Here is a 16,424-nt window from a genome sequence, read left to right on the forward strand (position 1 = left end):
CTGCTGCATGCCCGGATGCTGCAGGCGATGGCGTTGCTGGCCGCCCCCGATCAGGGTGTCCAGCAGACCGCGACGGCGTGGCTGACCTGCGCCGCGGTCACCGCCGACAGATGCGCCTTGGTGTAGTCCATCGCGGCGCCCACGATCGGGTGATCGGAGGTGGGCAGGCTCAGCGGCGCCTCGTGGTCGAGAGCCTCGGAAACCAGGTGGCCCAGGGTGGAAAAGAAGTCGTCGGAGACGGTGTCTCCGTCGGCCCGCTCGATCGGCCAGCGCAGCGAGTGCAGCATCATCTCCCGGATCAGCGGCGAGACGGTCAAGATGCGCGCCCGGTCACCGCCGTGCCGCACCAGCTTGGGGTCGAACATCACCGCCACGGTGCGCACCTCGGGCCGCATGGTGGCCTGATGCTCCAGGCCGGCCGGAATCCAGGCCGCCTGCTGCGGGGGTAACAGATAGTGCGCCGCGGCCGTCTCGACTTCGACCACGCCGCCGACCGCGTACTCGATCTGGTGCATGTCGTGGGAGTGCCATCCGGTGATCAGCTGCCGGCCTTCGTAGAGATAGCTGCCGGCCTTGGCGCGGCCGCCCCGGCGCAGATCGATGTTGGCCGGTTCTGCAAACTCTGTGGCCGATCGCGCGGAGACGGTCATGATTTTCCAGGGTACTAGTAGAGGCATGAACATCGACGACTTGATCCTGGTCAGCATCGACGACCACGTGGTGGAGCCGCCCGACATGTTCCTGCGCCACGTCCCGGCCAAGTACAAGGCGGAGGCGCCGATCGTCGTCACCGACGACAAGGGCGTCGACCAGTGGATGTACCAGGGCCGGCCGCAGGGCGTCAGCGGGCTCAACGCCGTGGTGTCCTGGCCGGCCGAGGAGTGGGGCCGCGACCCCGCCGGTTTCGCCGAGATGCGCCCCGGCGTCTACGACGTGCATGAGCGGGTCCGGGACATGAGCCGTAACGGCATCCTGGCCTCGATGTGCTTCCCGACCTTCACCGGCTTCTCCGCGCGGCACCTCAACATGACCCGTGAGGACGTCACGTTGGTGATGGTGTCGGCCTACAACGACTGGCACATCGACGAGTGGGCGGGCTCCTATCCGGGCCGGTTCATCCCGATCGCGATCCTGCCGACCTGGAATCCCGAAGCGATGTGCGCCGAGATCCGCCGGGTGGCCGCCAAGGGCTGCCGGGCGGTCACCATGCCCGAACTGCCGCACCTGGAAGGACTGCCCAGCTACCACGACGACGAGTACTGGGGTCCGGTGTTCACCACCCTCTCAGAGGAGAACGTGGTGATGTGTTTGCACATCGGCACCGGCTTTGGGGCGATCAGCATGGCTCCCAACGCCCCTATCGACAACCTGATCATCCTGGCGACCCAGATCTCGGCGATGTGCGCCCAGGATCTGTTGTGGGGTCCGGCGATGCGCAACTACCCGGATCTGAAGTTCGCGTTCTCCGAGGGCGGTATCGGCTGGATCCCGTTCTACCTGGACCGCAGCGACCGGCACTACACCAACCAGAAGTGGCTGCGCCGTGACTTCGGTGACAAGCTGCCGTCGGAGGTGTTCCGCGAGCACTCGCTGGCCTGCTACGTCACCGACAAGACCTCGCTGAAGCTGCGCCACGAGATCGGCATCGACATCATCGCCTGGGAGTGCGACTATCCGCACTCGGACTGCTTCTGGCCGGATGCCCCCGAGCAGGTGCTCGCCGAGTTGGAGGCCGCCGGCGCCGATGACGCCGACATCAACAAGATCACCTGGGAGAACTCCTGCCGGTTCTTCGGCTGGGACCCGTTCGCTCAGACGCCGCGCGAGCAGGCGACGGTGGGGGCCTTGCGGGCCACCGCGACCGACGTGGACACCTCGATCCGGTCGCGGGCCGAGTGGGCGCGCCGGTACGCGGAGAATCAGCTGGCAAAGGCGTAGCCCTTGTCTACGTCGAATACTCGACGTATCGTTCGAAAGTATGACGGCGGGACTGGGCAAGTACGGGCCGTGGGCGCTGATCGCCGGCGCCTCGGACGGCGTGGGCGCCGCGTTCGCCGAAGCTTTGGCCGCCGGTGGCCTCAATGTCGTGCTGGTAGCGCGCCGGCAGCGGCTGCTCGACGAGGTCGCCGCCGGCATCGCAGAGCGGCACCGAGTGCAAACCCTAGCGTTGGCAGTCGATCTCGTTGAGCCGGAGGCGGCGCGCACACTGCTTCAAGCAGTCGAGGGCTTGACCGTCGGCTTTCTGGTCTACTGCGCTGGCGCCGACCCCGACTTCAAACCCTTTCTGGACAACACGATTACGGCGGCCGAGGCGATGGTGCAGCGCAACTGCGTCGTGCCGATGCAGCTGTGCCACGCTCTCGCGCAACCGATGGTTCAGCGCGGTGCGGGCGCCATCGTGATCGTGGGCGCGGGCGCCGGGTTCGTGGGCGGACCCAACATGGTGGCCTACGGCGCGTCCAAAGCCTTCGACATGGTCTTCGCCGAGGCGCTGTGGAGCGAGCTGCAGCACACCGGCGTCGACGTGATCGGCCTGATCCTCGGCAAGACCGACACCCCGGCGCTGCGCCGGCTGGAGTACGAACGCGGCCAGATCACGTCGACAGACCAGGTCCCGGCCGGGGCCGAGCCCGCCGAACAGGCGGTGGCCGCAGCGCTGGACAACCTGACCAACGGGCCCACGGTGTACGCCGGCGATCAGATCACCGGTGCGGCGCAGCTGCTGGCCTCCCTGGGCCGCAACGAGGCGGTCGCCTTCATGGCGCAGGCGATCAACGCTGCAATGGGCAAGTGAGGCAGGAGGAGTCATGCCGAAGGTGTCGGTGATCACCGGTGGCGCGGGCGGCATCGGTTCGGCCACGGCGAAGATCGTCGGGCGGGATCACGCGGTGGTGCTCGGTGATGTGCGGCAAGACCGGCTGGACGCCGCGGCAGCCGCACTGAAGGACGTCGAGGTCACCGTCGTCAACTGTGACGTCACCGAGCGGGACGCCGTCGCGCGGCTCTTCGACACCGCGGCCGGGATCGGACCGATCGCTTCGGTGATCCACACCGCGGGCGTCAGTCCGAGCATGGGCGACGCCGACTATGTCATGCGCACCAATGCTCTCGGGACGGTCAACGTCAACGAGGTCTTCTACGGCGCGGCCGGCGAAGGATCGGTGATCGTCAATGTGGCATCGATGGCTGCGTACCTGTTGCCGGAGAAGCTGATCCCGGCCGGACACTTCCCGCTGGCGTTGACGGATGATCACGCCTTCATGGCTGCCATGGCAGGCGTGTGCGACCCGATTCCGGACGAGGCGCGCTCGGGCTTCGCGTACGCGGTGAGCAAGGCGTTCGTCCGGTGGTACAGCAGTTCGCAGGCCGAACGGTTCAACGGCCGCGGGCTGCGCATCGTCTCGGTCTCGCCGGGCTCGACCGACACCGAGATGGGCCGCCTGGAGGAGCAGGCCGGCGCCGGGGCGCTGGTCGTCGACGCCGCCGTGCCACGGTGGGGCAAGCCCGAAGAGATGGCGGCATTGTTGGCGTTCTGCGCGAGCGACGCGGCGGGCTACCTCACCGGCACCGACATCCTCAACGACGGCGGAGTGGTCGCCTCGGTGCGCGAGCGCGCCCGACTGGCTGCCGGAAATACTTGATATGACTGCGGATACCGGCGAGCCGGGCACTCCCGTTTCTTCGCCCCCTACCGAGCGCGTGATCAGGATCCTGGAACTGTTGGCGTCCGATCCCGAACGCAGCTTCTCGCTGTCGGAGGTCGCCCGGCTGCTGCATATCAGTCACGGCACCTGCCATGCGATCGTCACCACCTTGGCGGCCCGGCAGTGGATCGTGCGCGACCGGCGTTCAGGCGGTTACTCGTGGGGGCCCGCGCTCGCCGCGCTGACCCGGCCGGTCAACAGGCAGGCGTTCCGGCCCGAGTTGCAGCGGCTCTCCGACGCGGTCGGCATGCAGGTCGTCCTGGGCGCCCGCCAAGGGCCGACGGTGGTGGTGACCGACACCGTCGGCGAATCACTGGCGGCACCGCTGGTCAGCGTCGGGTTCCGGATGCCGATAGTGGCCCCGTTCTGCCGGGAGTTCGTCGCCGAGGCCGGCGAGCAGGTCAAACGGGAGTGGCTGGGCGGATTGGGCGCCCCCTCGCCGCGGCTGCGCCGGCGGCTGAGCGCGGTGCTCGACGAAGTGCGCAGCCGCGGCTACGCGATCGAGCGGATGAGCCGCGAGTATGTCCGGGTCTATTCGGCGCTGCAAGCGCTTGCCGCCGAGGGAGAGCCCGACGAGATCACCGCTCGGCTGGCCAGCGCCTTCGCCGATCTCACGGTGGTCGACTATCTGCCCGGTGAGCTCGACAGCGCCGAGCACCGGGTCGCCAATGTGGCCGCCCCGATCCACGACACCGACGGCACGGTCACCATGTCGGTGGGGGCGTCCCCGTTCGCGACGATGACTCCGGCCGAGGTCAGCGATCTCGGCGCGGCCGTGCGGGAGACCGCGACACGCATCGAATCATTGTGGGCGGCAAGGAAGGATCCAGCATGACCGACCAGGCGGCCGCGAAAGCCGACATCACCGAGGTCCTGCTGCGGTATGCGACCGCGATCGACACCAAGGATTGGGAGCTGTTTCGGACCTGCTTCACCGACGACGTCGATGCCGACTACGGCGAGATCGGCCACTGGCCCGACGTCGACTCCATCACCGCGTTCATGGCGACGGTGCATGAGGCGATGAGCGACACCAAGCACATGCTGCACAACATGGTCATCGATGTGAGCGACGCCGGTCATGCCACCGCGGTGACCTACGTGCACACCGTGCAGGCCCTGGCCGCCGATCCCCAGCAGTGGGTGGATGCGGTCGGACAATACCGCGACGAGCTGGTGCTGACACCGGACGGCTGGCGCATCGCGCGGCGGTGTTTCACCCAGACGCGAATGTTGAGCAGCTTCGATCTCCGTGCCGCTCAACCGGGTTGAGGCGCATGGTGCGGAAGAAATTGGTGATCGGGGCCAGCGGATTTCTCGGCTCCCACGTCACCCGGCAACTCGTCGCCGCCGGCGAAGACGTCCGCGTGCTGATCCGCCCCACCAGTTCGACGCGCGGTATCGACGGCCTCGACGTCGAGATCGGGCACGGCGACATCTTCGACGAGGACGCGGTGCGCTCGGCGATGAGTGGATGCGACGTCGTCTACTACTGCGTGGTGGATGCGCGGGCATGGTTGCGAGACCCGACACCGTTGTACCGCACCAATGTGGAGGGCCTGCGGCATGTTCTGGATGTGGCCGTCGATGCCGGCCTGGAGCGGTTCGTGTTCACCAGTTCGATCGGGACCATCGGGCGCGTCGAGCACGGTTTGGCCGACGAGCGCACCGCCCACAACTGGCTTGAGGCGGGCGGTGGTTACATCCGCAGCCGGGTGCAGGCGGAAAACCTGGTGCTGGCCTACCACCGGGACAAGGGGCTGCCCGCGGTGGCGATGTGTGTCGCCAACACCTATGGCTCCGGCGACTGGCAGCCCACCCCGCACGGCGGTCTGGTCGCCGCTGCCGTCCGCGGCAAGCTGCCCTTCTACATCTCCGGTGCGCAAGCCGAGGTCGTCGGCATCGATGACGCGGCCCGCGCCCTGATCCTGGCCGGGGAACGCGGCCGCCCCGGCGAACGCTACATCGTCTCCGAACGGTTCATGAGCGCTCACGAGATCTATCACGCTGCTTGTAGCGCAGTCGATGTCGCGCCGCCCAAGTACGGCGTGCCGCTCGCGGTGATGTCGGCCTTGGGACGGGTCTCGCAGTTCGTTGCCCGCCTGCGCCGCCGGGACACGGCGCTGACCGTGCTGTCGATGCGGCTGCTGCACATCATGTCGCCGATGAGTCACGACAAGGCCGTCCGGGAACTGGGCTGGGCGCCCAAACCGACCACTGACGCATTGGCCGAAGCCGCCGCCTTCTTCCGTGACAGACGGTGCACGGCGAAGCTGGAGAGCTCGTGAGCGTGGCACTGACCCTCGAACAGCGCGAACTCGGCAAGTCGCTGCGGCGGTTCGCCGCCCGGCACGCCCCGATCGCCGACACCCGCAAGGCCTTCGACGCGCTGGCGGCCGGTGAGCTACCCACGTGGTGGGATGAGCTGGTAGTGCACGGGTTTCACGCTATCCACCTGCCCGAGTCGGCCGGCGGCCAAGGTGGCGGGCTGCTCGACGCCGCCTGCGTTCTGGAAGCCGCCGGGAAGGTGTGCCTTCCGGGGCCGCTGCTGTCCACAGTCACCGCAGGTGCGGTCGGACTGCTCGCTGAGGCGACGCCGGCCCGGGAGGCGCTGCTGGGCGGGCTCGCTGCCGGTGCGCCGGCGACGGTGGTCCTACCGCAGCACGCGAAGCTCACCGCACATCCGGTTGATGGCGGGTGGCGCATTGACGGTGCCTGCGAACTGATCTCGGGTGCCTGCTCGGCGCGGCTCGCGCTGGTCTGCGCTGACCGCTCCGACGGCACGGCGATCTGGCTGGCCGTCGACCTGTCGCGGCCGGAGGCCACGGTCGCCCCGGTCGCCGGCACCGATCTGCTCACCGACCTGGGCGCCATCACCCTTACCGGCTACCCAGCGAGCGCGGCCGACGTCTTGAGCGGTATCGACCCCGGTCGCGCCGAATGGCTCACGGTCGGGTTGGCCGCGGCGGTGTCGGCCGGAATCGCCGGATGGTGCGTCGAGGCGGCCACCGCACATCTGCGCACCCGCGAACAGTTCGGCAAACCGATCGGTACCTTCCAGGCGCTGCAACACCGGGCGGCGATGCTGCTGGTGAACAGTGAACTGGCCAGCGCCGCCGCCTGGGATGCCGTCCGCGCGGCCACCGACACCCGCGACCAGCATCAGATGGCCGCCGCCGCCGCGGTGGTGGCGGCGATCACCCCGTGCCCCGATGCCGTCCTGGACACCCTGACGATGTTCGGCGCCATCGGATTCACCTGGGAGCACGACCTGCACCTGTACTGGCGTCGTGCCACCAGCGTCGCCGCTTCGGTCGGGGCCGCCACCGGGTGGGCACGGCGCCTCGGCGAGCTGACGACCACGCAGCAGCGCGATTTCACCGTCGATCTCGGCGGTGCCGAAGCCGAGTTCCGGGACGACATCGCCGCGACGCTCGATGCCGCCACTGCACTGTGCAACGACGGGCCCGGACGCCAAGGCGACTACCCACACTTCGAAACCGGCCCGCAGCGTAGCTTGATCGCACAAGCCGGACTCATCGCCCCGCAGTGGCCGCCGCCGTCGGGCGTCAACGCCACCCCGTTGCAGCAGCTGATCATCGCCGAGGAATTCGCCAAAAGGCCTGGCTTGGTGCGGCCGTCGCTGGGCATCGCCGAATGGATCCTGCCGTCGCTGCTTCAGGCGGCGCCCGAGGCGCTGCAACAGCGGCTGATCCCGCCGACGCAGCGCGGCGAGCTCGCCTGGTGTCAGCTCTTCAGCGAGCCCGGAGCCGGATCCGATCTGGCCTCGTTGACCACCCGCGCGGTCAAGGTCGACGGCGGGTGGCGCATCAACGGCCACAAGATCTGGACATCGTGTGCTCAACGTGCCGACTACGGAGCACTGCTGGCCCGCACCGATCCTGCTGCGGCCAAACACCGCGGTATCGGCTACTTCATCGTGGACATGCGCTCGCCAGGCATCGAAGTCCAGCCGATCGTGCAGGCCACCGGCGCGGCCGAGTTCAGCGAAGTCTTCCTCACCGACGTCTTCGTTCCCGACGACATGTTGCTCGGTGAGCCCACCGGAGGCTGGCAGTTGGCCATCGCAACCATGGCCGAAGAGCGTTCGGCCATCAGCGGATACGTGCAGAACGATCGGGCCATCGCATTGCGGCGCATCGCTGCCGGCCACGGTGAACAGCGCGACGACGCGGTGCGGGCACTGGGCGAGCTGGACGCCTACACCAATGCGATCAAGGCGCTCGGGGTGCGCGAGACGATCCGGCTGCTGGACGGGCAGGGCCTCGGGGCGGCATCGAGCATCGCCAAGGTGGCGATGAACCTTTTACTGCGCCGCACGTTCCGGGCCACCCTGGCCACCGCCGGGCGCCTGGCGATGGCCGCCGACTCCGACCCGGCCGTCGTCGAACCGTATCTGCTGTCGCCCGCCGAGTTGATCGGCGGCGGCACCAACGAGATTCAGCTGAACGTCATCGCACAGATGATTCTGGGCCTTCCCCGCAAGTGACCGTATTCAGATAGAGGACAGCACATGGGACTACGTGGAGAGGCCGCGATCGTCGGCTACGTCGAGCTGCCGCCGGAGCGGATGAACAAGGCTGCCCCGGCCCCGTTCACGCTCGAGCAATGGGCCGAGTTGAGTGCGGCCGCCCTGGCCGACGCGGGCCTGCCCGGCGAACTCGTCAACGGAATCGTCACCTCGCACCTGGGCGAGTCGGAGATCTTCGTTCCCTCGACCATCGCCGAATACCTCGGGATTCCCGCCCGATTCGCTGAGATCGTCGACCTGGGCGGTGCCAGCGCTGCCGCCATGGTGTGGCGGGCGGCCGCGGCGATCGAGCTGGGAATCTGCGATGTGGTGTTGTGCGCGCTGCCGGCCCGCTACGTCACCCCGATGTCGGAGAAGAAGCCGAGGCCGCTGGTCGACGCGATGTTCTTCGGCTCGTCGAGCAACCAGTACGGCTCGCCTCAAGCGGAATTCGAAATCCCTTACGGCAACCTCGGCCAGAACGGCCCCTACGGGCAGGTGGCCACCCGCTACGGGGCGGTCTACGGCTACGACGAGCGGGCCATGGCCAAGATCGTCGTCGACCAACGTGTCAACGCCAACCACACCGACGACGCCATCTGGCGCGACACGCCGCTGACGGTGGACGAGGTGCTGGCCAGCCCGGTGATCGCCGACCCGCTGCACATGCTGGAGATCGTGATGCCCTGCGTCGGCGGGGCCGCCGTGGTGATCGCCTCGGCCGACATCGCCAAACGAGCCCGCAATCGCCCGGTGTGGATCAAAGGGTTCGGTGAGCACGTGCCGTTCAAAACCCCGACCTACGCCGCGGACCTGCTGGCCACCCCGATCGCCGAGGCCGCCGATACCGCCTTCGCGATGACGGACCTGACCCGCGCGGACATGGACATGGTCTCTATCTACGACTGCTACACGATCACGGTGCTGCTCTCCCTGGAGGACGCCGGATTCTGCGAAAAAGGCAAAGGCATGCAGTTCATCACCGATCACGACCTGACCTTCCGCGGCGACTTCCCGCTCAACACCGCCGGCGGCCAACTCGGCTTCGGGCAGGCCGGCCTGGCCGGCGGCATGCACCACGTCTGCGACGCCACCCGCCAGATCATGGGCCGCGCCGGCGCAGCGCAGGTGACCGACTGCAATCGGGCCTTCGTCTCCGGCAACGGCGGGATCCTGTCCGAACAGACCACCCTCATCTTGGAAGGGGACTGAGCGCCGATGACCACCTTCGAACGCCCGATGCCGGTCAAAACGCCGACCACCGCACCTTTTTGGGATGCCCTGGCCGAACACCGCATCGTCATCCAGTACTCGCCGTCGGCCCAGAGCTATGTCTTCTACCCGCGGGTACGGGCGCCGCGCACCCTGGCTGACGACCTGGAATGGCGGGAGATCTCCGGGATGGGCACGCTGTACTCCTTTACGGTGGCCCGTCGGCCGGTCGGCCTGCACTTCGCCGACGCCGTGCCGCAACTGTTGGCGATCGTGGAATGGGATGAGGGGCCACGGTTCTCCACCGAGCTGGTCAACGTCGACCCCGACGACCTGGTGGTCGGCATGCGGGTCAAGCCGGTGTTCTGTGATTACCCCGACCACGATGTGACGATGCTGCGCTACGAACCCGTGCCGGAGGTGGGTTGATGGCTGACGATGCTGCGGTGCTGCTGGAGATCGAGGCGATCAAACGGCTCAAGTCGCGCTACTGCCGCTACCTGGACACCAAGGACTGGGGGGCCTGGCGCGCCTTGTTCACCGACGACTTCGTCAGCGATACCGCGCAGGCCGGCGGGAAAGTCATCAGCGGCGCCGACGATTTCGTGGCCTTCACCCGCAAGAGCCTGCGCTCCCAGGCCACCGTCCATCAGGTGCATGCGCCCGATATTGAGCTGACCTCGCCGACGACAGCCAAAGGAGTGTGGGCCCTGGAAGACGTGGTGCGCTTGGGCCCCGGCGTGAACCTACGCGGGTACGGCCACTACACCGAGACCTACGAAAAGATCGACGACCAGTGGCGAATCAACACCTCGACGCTGACCCGGCTGCGTGAGGACGTGTTCAACGGGTTGGTGGCGGTGTATGTCTCGCCGCGTATCCGTGCGGTGGTCGGCCGAGTGGCCAAGCGGCTGATGCGCTAAGCGCTCAGGCGTCCGCTGCCACCGGCGGTTTGGTGGCCTTCGGATCCGGGTTTGCGATCGGCAGGCCCATGAACCGACGGGCGTTGTCGCCCATGAAGTCATAGGTGCGGCGAACACCCATGTCCTCGGCGTACTTCCAGAATCCCTTCGGCTCGGCCAGGCCCTCGGGGTGCGGGTAGTCCGATCCGAACAGCACCTTGTCCCAGCCGACCGTTTCGACGACATCGGAGATACAACCCTCCCAGAACGGGCTGACCCAGATGTTGCGCCGGAACACCTCATGCGGGTGCTCGGGGAAGTTCTGCGGCATCTTCTTGTACAGGTCGCCGAAGTCATGAAACAGCGGCGCGATCCATGAGCTGCCGTTCTCCACGCTGGCGATTCGCAGCTTGGGAAAGCGGGTCAGGGTGCCGTGGCAGATCAGGGCGGTGATCATGTCGGCGATCTCCCGGTGTCCCAGAACCATCCAGCGGAACGCGCTCTGCGCCATGAAATTCTGGGTGTAAGGCGGCTCCCACCGGCTGACGTAGTCGTCGAGCGGCGGGAAGCTGGCATGCAGCACGATGGGCAGGCCGGCGGCTTCCACGTCACGCCAGAACGGATCGAACTCCGGCAGCGCCGGTGACCGCCAGCCGTGGACACCGTTGACCGGCCCGGGTTTGATCAACGCAACAGCGGCACCGTGGGACAGGACGTACTCCAGCTCACGCTGGGCGCCGTCGACCTCGGAGAGGTTGATGATCGGCGTGGAGAACACCCGGCCGTCGTAGTTGTAGGTCCAGTGTTCGGCCATCCACTGATTCAGCGCGTGAATGATGGCGAGGGTGAGCTCCGGGTCATCAGCGGAGGAGTGTTCCACCAGGCTGGCCAGCGTCGGGTAGTTCAGCGCCTCCAGCACTCCCTGGCGGTCCAGTTCTTGCACCCGATCGGCGGGATTGCGGGTGGCTGCCGGCGCCTCGATGGCAGCCCCCTGCAGCTCGCGCAGGGTCAGGCCCTCGGTGTTCTCGCCGGCGAAGAACTTCTCGTGCGCACCGGGTGCGGCGACCCGCTCGAAGGTCGGATTAGGGATGAAGTCACTGACGCGATTGTTGATGATGATCCGGGTCTGGCGGCCGATCTGGGCGAATTGGACCGCCCGCGAATACTTCTCCGGGAGGTACTTCGTCAACGAGTCAGGGGTCTCATACATGTGCTGGTCGGCATCGAAGATCGGTGCGTCACGAAACTGGCTCATGGCTGGTTCCTTTCTCTCCGCGAGCAGACATGAAAGCCCCTAAAATCACAGCGAATTGGGGGCTTTCACGTCTGCTCGCGGTAATTAAGTCGTCAGGATGGTCGCCGCCGCGGTGCCCGGTGCACCGTAGAGCTGGGCGAACCCGACCTTGGGTTCCCCGGGCACCTGCCGGTCGCCGGCTTCGCCGCGCAACTGGCGCACCAGCTCGTGGATCTGGCGTAGCCCGGAGGCGCCGATCGGCTCGCCGTTGGCGATCAGACCGCCGTCGGTGTTGACCGGCATCGATCCGGAGATCTCGGTCGCACCCTCGGCGAGCAGCTTCTCCTGGTCGCCATCGGCGCAGAAGCCGCACTCGGCCATGTGGATGATCTCCGCGCCGGCATCGGTGTCCTGCAGCTGGATCACGTCGACGTCTTCGGGTGCCACCCCGGCCTTTTCGAATGCGGCCCGCGCGGCGTACACCGTCGGCGCGACATCCTCGGTAACGGGGGCGAAGGTGGTGTTGACCTCGTAGGCCCCGTAGCGACGGGTGCGCACCTCCACCGCACGCAGATACACCGGCTTGTCGGTGTAGCGGTGCGCGATGTCGGCCCGGCACATCACCACGGCGGCCGCACCCTCATCCGGCGCGCAGAACATGTACTGCGTCAGCGGATAGTTCAGCATCGTCGACCCCAGGATCTCCTCTTCGGAGATAGGTTTGCGTCGGAACGCGTTCGGGTTCAATGCGCCGTTGCGGAAGTTTTTGGCCGCGACCTTGGCCAGCGTCGCTTGCGAGATGTTGTGATCGTGCAGGTAGCGGTTGGCTTTCATGCCGAAGAACTGGGTGGTCAGGTACTGGCCGTTCTCGGCGTACCAGCGCGGCATGCCGACCAGCGCCGGGTCCTCGGTGAACGCACCGCGCGGGTGCTTGTCCAGGCCGACGGCGACGCCGATGTCGTAGTCGCCCAACCGGATACCGTCCGCGCACACCTTGGCGGCGCTGGCCGCGGTGGCACAGGCGTTGAACACGTTGATGAACGGAATGCCCGACAGCCCGACCATACCGACGATCGCATCCGGGTTCGCCACCGTCCAGCTGCCGCCGGTGGCGGCGCCGATGTCCGCCCAGGCCACTCCGGCATCGGCGACCGCGGCGAAGATGGCGTCGACGCCCATTTCCATCGCCGACTTGTCTTCGAAGCGCCCGAACGGGTGCAGGCCGACCCCGATGATGGCGACGTCGTTCATCAGCGCTGACCCGTCGGCTGGAAGGCGAAGGTGACGATCTCGTTGCCGTCGGCGTCGGCGCCGAACGGCACCATGGTCAGCTGCACCGGCATCCCGAACTGCAGCTTGTCGGGATCGTTCTCGGTGAGCCGGCCTTCCACCCGGACGACATCGCCGAGCTGCACCAGGCCGACGCCGAACGGCACGAAGTCCTTACCGGTGGGGCCCAGATACGGTGGGCCGGGCGGGAAGCCCTGCGTGGTCCAGGCCACCAGGGTCCCGGTGCGGGGGAGCAACTCTCGCGTCATCTGGTCGCCGCTGCACTTCGGACACCGTGGCTGGGCCGGGAAGGCGGTGGCGTCGCAGGCCGCGCAGCGGCTGCCGACCAGCTGGGGGGCCTCATCCGGCCACGTCGAGATGTCGGGTGCTAGCGCTTTCTGCATGGGGCCTCCGCCTAACGGGTCTACTAACTGTAATACTTACAGTAAAGTATGATCGCCCGAGTTGGCCAGCGGGCTTCCGGCACCGCGCGCGCGATCACGGAAGGTTCCAGGGATGACAGAAAACGACGGACCCGCGGCGACGAGGCGGCGCGCCCTCGTCATGGGCGCCAGTGGCAACGTCGGTGCCTGCGTCACGCGCCAACTGGTCGCCCGCGGGGATGACGTGCGGGTGTTGTTGCGTCGTTCGAGCTCCACCAGGGGGATCGACGGGCTTGACGTGGAGCGGTGCTACGGCGACATCTTCGACACCGAAGCGGTCACCGCCGCGATGGCCGACCGCGACGTCGTGTACTACTGCGTCGTCGACACCCGCGCTGAGCTTCGTGACCCCGCGCCGCTGTTCAAAACCAATGTCGAGGGTTTACGCAACGTCCTGGACGTCGCGGCGCAGGCCGACCTCGACAGGTTCGTGTTCTTGAGCACCATCGGGACCATCGCGGTAGGCCGCAACGGCGAAACCGTGGATGAGCGAACGCCGTTCAACTGGGCCGCCCAGGGTGGGGGATACATCGCCTCCCGCCGTGAGGCCGAGCGCCTGGTGCTGTCCTACGTGGCCGACCGCGGACTGCCGGCCGTCGTCACGAACGTGTCGAACCCGTACGGCCCGCCCGACTGGCAGCCGCGGCAAGGCATGCTCGTTCAGTTCGCCGCGATGGGCAGGATGCCGGCGTACGCGCGGGGCGTGGGCTCTGAGGTGGTCGGGATCGATGACGCCGCCCGGGGAATGTTGCTGGCCGCGGAGCGGGGGCGCGTCGGCGAGCGCTACATCATCTCCGAGCGGTACATGAGCCAGCGTGAAATGCTCACCATCGCCGCCGAAGCGGTCGGAGCCAAACCGCCGCGCATCGGCATACCGATGGCGGTTCTGCATGTCCTGGGCCACCTTGTCGGTGCCGCGGGTGCCGTGCTGGGGCGTGACTTCCCGTTCACCGCGACCGGGGCGCGATTGATGGCGTTGACGTCTCCTGCCGATCACAGCAAGGCCACCCGGGAACTGGGCTGGCACCCGGAACCGACCGAGGATGCGATCCGGCGCGCCGCGAAGTTCTACCTGGAGCGCAGCAAGCCATGATCCCGTTCGTAGTTCGTCGTGATAACGACCTGGTGCCGAACGCCATCGCTCACGGCGGGTGGGGGCCGACGCTGGGAGGCCAGGTGGTCGGCGGACTGCTGGCCCGCGCCATCGAGCACCACGTCTGCGACGACGACCTGCAGCCGGCGCGGCTGACCGTCGAGATCCTGCGCCGGGTGGCCAGCGCACCGCTGCGGGTCAGCGCGTCGGTGGTCCGCGCGGGGTCGCGGATGCGGGCCATTGACGCCGCAATGACGCAGGATGGCGAGTTGGTGGCCCGCGGCTCGGCGTTGTATCTACGTCGCGGCGTCCAGCCCGACGGTGACTTCTTCACCACCGCGGTCACGCTGCCACTGCCCCCGAAGGAACCGGCACACTTCGACGAGACCGTGCCGATGTTCATCCGGGCCTACGGCAACGACGACGGCGAGCGCTTCCCGTGGCAACACTCGGGACCGCGCTACGCCTGGCTGCGCGAGATCCGTGATCTCGTCGACGGCGAGGAGCTCACACCGTTCGTTCGGGCCGCGATGGCCGTCGATGTCACCGCCTCGCTGACCAATTTCAGCACCAGGGGACTGGCGTTCATCAATGCCGACTACACCCTGGCCCTGAGCCGGCTACCGGTGGGCCCCTACATCGGGTTGGCGGCACTGACTCACTACAGCGACGCCGGCGTGGCGACCGGAAGCGCTAGCTTGTTCGACGCCCTCGGCCCGATCGGCAGCGGCGTGTCGACCGCGATCGCGAATTTCAACTTCGACCCCGACAACCGGCGGGAGAGCCCGACGCCCGGCTAGGCGATAGCGCCGGACTCCTTGAGCTTTTCGATGCGGTCCCAGTCCATTCCGAGTTCCATCAGCACGACCTCGGTGTGCTCGGATGCCTGCGGGGCGCGGGTCGTCTGCAGCGGTTCATGGTTGAACTGGACCGGGCCGCGGACCACCTTGAACGCCGGGCCGCCATCGCCGGCCTCGACCTCGACGACCATGTCGTTGGCGATCGCCTGCTCGTCGGAGCCCAGGTCGACCAGACTCTGAAATGGCGCCCACTGGCCCTTCATCGTCTTGAGGTGCTGACGCCAGTACTCGAAGGATTTGGCGCCGATTGCCGCGACGATCAGCTCGCTGGCCGCGTCGGCGTTCTCCATCAGCGGCAGCACGTCGGAGAAGCGGGGATCATCGGCGGCTTCGGGAATCCCCAAGTGTTCGAAGGTGTCCCGAATGTATCCGGTCGGGCTGACGATGCACAGGTTGATGGTGCCGCCGTCGGAGGTGGTGTAGTTGCCCAGGAACGGATTCGCCGGTGAGCCACCGGATTGCGGCATCAGCGCACGCATGGCTTCGCCGGTCTCCATGCCCTGGGTCACGCTGGCGCCAGCCGCCCACCACGCGGTGGACAGCAGCGAGACGTCGACCTCGAGCGCTTCGCCGGTGCGCTCGCGATGCAGCAGCGCCGCGGCGATACCGCCGGCGATGTTCATCCCGCCGACCGAGTCGCCGAACGCGGGAATGCCCTGGGACAGCGGTGCACCCAGCTCCTCGGGGCTCAGCGCGTGGCCGACGCCGCTGCGGGTCCAGAACGCGGTGCCGTCGAAACCGCCGATGTCGCGTTCGGGCCCCTTGTCGCCGTAGGCGCTGCCGCGGGCGTAGACGATGTTCGGATTCGCGGCGCGAATGTGCTCGACGTCGAATTTATTCTTCTGCCGGGCCCGCGGCAGGTAATTGGTCAAGAACACGTCGGCGGTGGCGGCCAACTCGTAGAGCACCTGTTGCCCTGCGGGTGTCGAGACGTCGATGCCGACGCTGCGCTTACCGCGGTTGGGGTGCTCGATCAGCGGATGCCGGTCGGGGTCGAGCTCGAAGCCGCCCATCCGGATGAACCCGCGCTGGGTATCGCCGCGCACCGGGTGTTCCACCTTGATGACGTCGGCGCCCCAGTCGGCCAGGATCGCTCCGGCGGCGGGGACGAACGTGAACTGCGCAACTTCCAGTACCCGGAAGCCGTCCATGACCTTGATCAACTCGGTGCGCTCC

General features: G+C 67.5%; 16 protein-coding genes and 1 pseudogene. 12 read left to right on the forward strand and 5 right to left on the reverse strand.

Annotated features, from left to right (window positions below; all coding sequences use genetic code 11):
* Positions 1-65 precede the first annotated feature (65 nt).
* Positions 66-650, reverse strand: a pseudogene (locus A5771_RS24345) (AraC family ligand binding domain-containing protein); the annotation flags it as partial.
* A 25-nt stretch (positions 651-675) separates the two neighbouring features.
* Here A5771_RS24345 and A5771_RS13960 point away from each other — a divergent pair.
* Genes A5771_RS13960 through A5771_RS14005 form a run of 10 tightly spaced genes read left to right on the forward strand, consistent with a single transcriptional unit; the run spans position 676 to position 10,370 of the window.
* Positions 676-1,938, forward strand: coding sequence for an amidohydrolase family protein (locus tag A5771_RS13960; RefSeq protein WP_064855815.1), 1,263 nt, complete (start codon positions 676-678; stop codon positions 1,936-1,938).
* 40 nt (positions 1,939-1,978) lie between these two features.
* Positions 1,979-2,794, forward strand: a complete 816-nt coding sequence (locus A5771_RS13965) for an SDR family NAD(P)-dependent oxidoreductase (RefSeq protein WP_064855816.1) — start codon at positions 1,979-1,981, stop codon at positions 2,792-2,794.
* Positions 2,795-2,807: 13 nt separating this feature from the next.
* On the forward strand, positions 2,808-3,641 hold the full coding sequence (locus tag A5771_RS13970) for an SDR family oxidoreductase (protein WP_064855817.1): 834 nt from the start codon (positions 2,808-2,810) through the stop codon (positions 3,639-3,641).
* 58 nt (positions 3,642-3,699) lie between these two features.
* A complete protein-coding gene (locus tag A5771_RS13975) occupies positions 3,700-4,539 on the forward strand; it encodes a helix-turn-helix domain-containing protein (RefSeq protein WP_234783051.1) in 840 nt (279 codons plus the stop codon).
* On the forward strand, positions 4,536-4,976 hold the full coding sequence (locus A5771_RS13980; RefSeq protein WP_064855818.1) for a nuclear transport factor 2 family protein: 441 nt from the start codon (positions 4,536-4,538) through the stop codon (positions 4,974-4,976). Before A5771_RS13975 ends, A5771_RS13980 begins: the two co-directional genes overlap by 4 nt.
* Positions 4,977-4,981: 5 nt before the next feature.
* Positions 4,982-5,992, forward strand: a complete 1,011-nt coding sequence (locus tag A5771_RS13985; protein WP_064855819.1) for an NAD-dependent epimerase/dehydratase family protein — start codon at positions 4,982-4,984, stop codon at positions 5,990-5,992.
* Positions 5,989-8,214 carry an acyl-CoA dehydrogenase gene (locus A5771_RS13990; RefSeq protein WP_064855870.1) on the forward strand — a complete coding sequence of 742 codons (2,226 nt, stop codon included), beginning with the start codon at positions 5,989-5,991 and terminating at the stop codon, positions 8,212-8,214. The genes A5771_RS13985 and A5771_RS13990 overlap by 4 nt, the downstream gene beginning before the upstream one ends.
* A 24-nt stretch (positions 8,215-8,238) precedes the next feature.
* Positions 8,239-9,447, forward strand: a complete 1,209-nt coding sequence (locus A5771_RS13995; RefSeq protein ID WP_064855820.1) for a thiolase family protein — start codon at positions 8,239-8,241, stop codon at positions 9,445-9,447.
* A gap of 6 nt (positions 9,448-9,453) precedes the next feature.
* Positions 9,454-9,876, forward strand: coding sequence for a Zn-ribbon domain-containing OB-fold protein (locus tag A5771_RS14000; protein WP_064855821.1), 423 nt, complete (start codon positions 9,454-9,456; stop codon positions 9,874-9,876).
* On the forward strand, positions 9,876-10,370 hold the full coding sequence (locus A5771_RS14005) for a nuclear transport factor 2 family protein (RefSeq protein WP_064855822.1): 495 nt from the start codon (positions 9,876-9,878) through the stop codon (positions 10,368-10,370). The genes A5771_RS14000 and A5771_RS14005 overlap by 1 nt, the downstream gene beginning before the upstream one ends.
* 4 nt (positions 10,371-10,374) lie before the next feature.
* Here the strand turns inward: A5771_RS14005 and A5771_RS14010 are convergent, their stop codons facing one another.
* The 3 genes from A5771_RS14010 to A5771_RS14020 all read right to left on the reverse strand — a co-directional run bounded on the left by A5771_RS14010 (position 10,375) and on the right by A5771_RS14020 (position 13,256).
* The gene (locus A5771_RS14010; protein WP_064855823.1) at positions 10,375-11,604 is read right to left on the reverse strand and encodes an amidohydrolase family protein; all 1,230 of its coding nucleotides are present in this window, start codon (positions 11,602-11,604) and stop codon (positions 10,375-10,377) included.
* An 84-nt stretch (positions 11,605-11,688) separates the two neighbouring features.
* Positions 11,689-12,834 carry a thiolase family protein gene (locus A5771_RS14015; RefSeq protein WP_064855824.1) on the reverse strand — a complete coding sequence of 382 codons (1,146 nt, stop codon included), beginning with the start codon at positions 12,832-12,834 and terminating at the stop codon, positions 11,689-11,691.
* Positions 12,834-13,256 (reverse strand): Zn-ribbon domain-containing OB-fold protein, encoded by a 423-nt coding sequence (locus tag A5771_RS14020; protein ID WP_064855825.1) that lies wholly within the window; start codon positions 13,254-13,256, stop codon positions 12,834-12,836. The genes A5771_RS14015 and A5771_RS14020 overlap by 1 nt, the downstream gene beginning before the upstream one ends.
* A 112-nt stretch (positions 13,257-13,368) precedes the next feature.
* Between A5771_RS14020 and A5771_RS14025 the strand changes: the two genes are divergently transcribed.
* A complete protein-coding gene (locus tag A5771_RS14025; RefSeq protein ID WP_064855826.1) occupies positions 13,369-14,388 on the forward strand; it encodes an NAD-dependent epimerase/dehydratase family protein in 1,020 nt (339 codons plus the stop codon).
* Positions 14,385-15,188 carry an acyl-CoA thioesterase domain-containing protein gene (locus A5771_RS14030; protein ID WP_064855827.1) on the forward strand — a complete coding sequence of 268 codons (804 nt, stop codon included), beginning with the start codon at positions 14,385-14,387 and terminating at the stop codon, positions 15,186-15,188. Before A5771_RS14025 ends, A5771_RS14030 begins: the two co-directional genes overlap by 4 nt.
* Here A5771_RS14030 and A5771_RS14035 read toward each other — a convergent pair.
* Entirely contained in the window at positions 15,185-16,399 is a 1,215-nt protein-coding gene (locus A5771_RS14035) for a CaiB/BaiF CoA transferase family protein (RefSeq protein WP_064855871.1), read from the reverse strand. The two genes, A5771_RS14030 and A5771_RS14035, sit on opposite strands and share 4 nt — an antisense overlap.
* Positions 16,400-16,424: the final 25 nt, after the last annotated feature.

This window comes from Mycolicibacter sinensis, from assembly GCF_001667375.1.
Classification (GTDB): Bacteria; Actinomycetota; Actinomycetes; order Mycobacteriales; family Mycobacteriaceae; genus Mycobacterium; species Mycobacterium sinense_A.